The sequence below is a fragment of the Marinomonas atlantica genome (assembly GCF_001639725.1).
In the GTDB taxonomy this organism is placed as follows: domain Bacteria; phylum Pseudomonadota; class Gammaproteobacteria; order Pseudomonadales; family Marinomonadaceae; genus Marinomonas; species Marinomonas atlantica.
This window is the reverse complement of record NZ_LTAW01000051.1, coordinates 1-257: the sequence shown is the minus strand read 5'-3', so window position 1 is coordinate 257 and position 257 is coordinate 1. Positions and strand designations below refer to the sequence as shown.

Here is a 257-nt window from a genome sequence, read left to right as displayed (position 1 = left end):
GGCCGCGTGCTGCCCGCCGACTGGTTCGCCGACCTGCTGCTCGGTACCCACGAACGCGGCCTGCCGCAGCGGGCGAAGATGCTGGTCTCCGGTTACTTCGGCAGCACCGCCAACGGCGCCGCGTTCGCCGACTGGCTGGATGAGATCCTGCCGGCCTGTCCGCAGCTGCGTTACTGCCTGGACCCGGTGATCGGCGACACCCATACCGGCCCCTACGTGGAGCCCGGCCTGGAGACGATCTTCGCCGAACGCCTGCT

The 257-nt window shown here is 70.0% G+C and carries 1 pseudogene; it reads left to right on the top strand.

From position 1 onward, the window contains the following. Positions 1 to 257: pseudogene (locus AYW75_RS18700) on the top strand (hypothetical protein); the annotation flags it as partial.